Source organism: Paraburkholderia sp. J41 (assembly GCF_905220235.1).
GTDB lineage: Bacteria > Pseudomonadota > Gammaproteobacteria > Burkholderiales > Burkholderiaceae > Paraburkholderia.
In genome coordinates this window covers 1-565 of sequence record NZ_CAJMZE010000097.1, presented here as the reverse complement: position 1 = coordinate 565, position 565 = coordinate 1, and the positions used below count along the sequence as shown (strand labels likewise).

Below are 565 nucleotides of genomic sequence, written 5' to 3'. Positions count from 1 at the left end.
GACAGTCGGCACGAACGCTGTGGCCGCGGGCGGCAACAGCGGCGCCACGGCTGCCACGGCGCTGGGCTACGGCTCGAAGGCGCAGGCAAGCAGTGCGCTGGCGCTGGGTGGCAATTCGGTTGCGAACGCGACGAACGCGACGGCGATCGGCGCAGGCGCCCAGGCTACGACGGCCAACTCGGTGGCACTGGGCCAAGGCTCGGTGGCTAACACGACCGGTGTGACGACGGCGAGCGGCACGATTGGCGGCACGACGTACACGTATGCGGGCGGCACGCCGGTTGGCGTGGTGAGCGTGGGTTCGTCGGGCAACGCGCGTCAGATCACGAACGTGGCAGCAGGCCAGGTGACGTCTACCAGCACGGATGCGGTGAACGGCTCGCAGCTCTACGCGACCAACACGCAGGTGACGGCCAACACGAACAGCATCAGCACGCTCAACGGGCAAGTCACGACGCTGCAAGGCAATGTGACGACGCTGCAAGGCAACGTTTCGAACATCAACAGCCAGATCACGAACCTCAACGGCCAGATGGCCAACGCGGTGCTGTACGACTCGTCGGCG

Annotated in this window: 1 pseudogene; it reads left to right on the top strand. The window is 66.5% G+C overall.

Annotated features, from left to right (window positions below):
* A pseudogene (locus U5805_RS31575) lies at positions 1 to 565 on the top strand (adhesin); the annotation flags it as partial.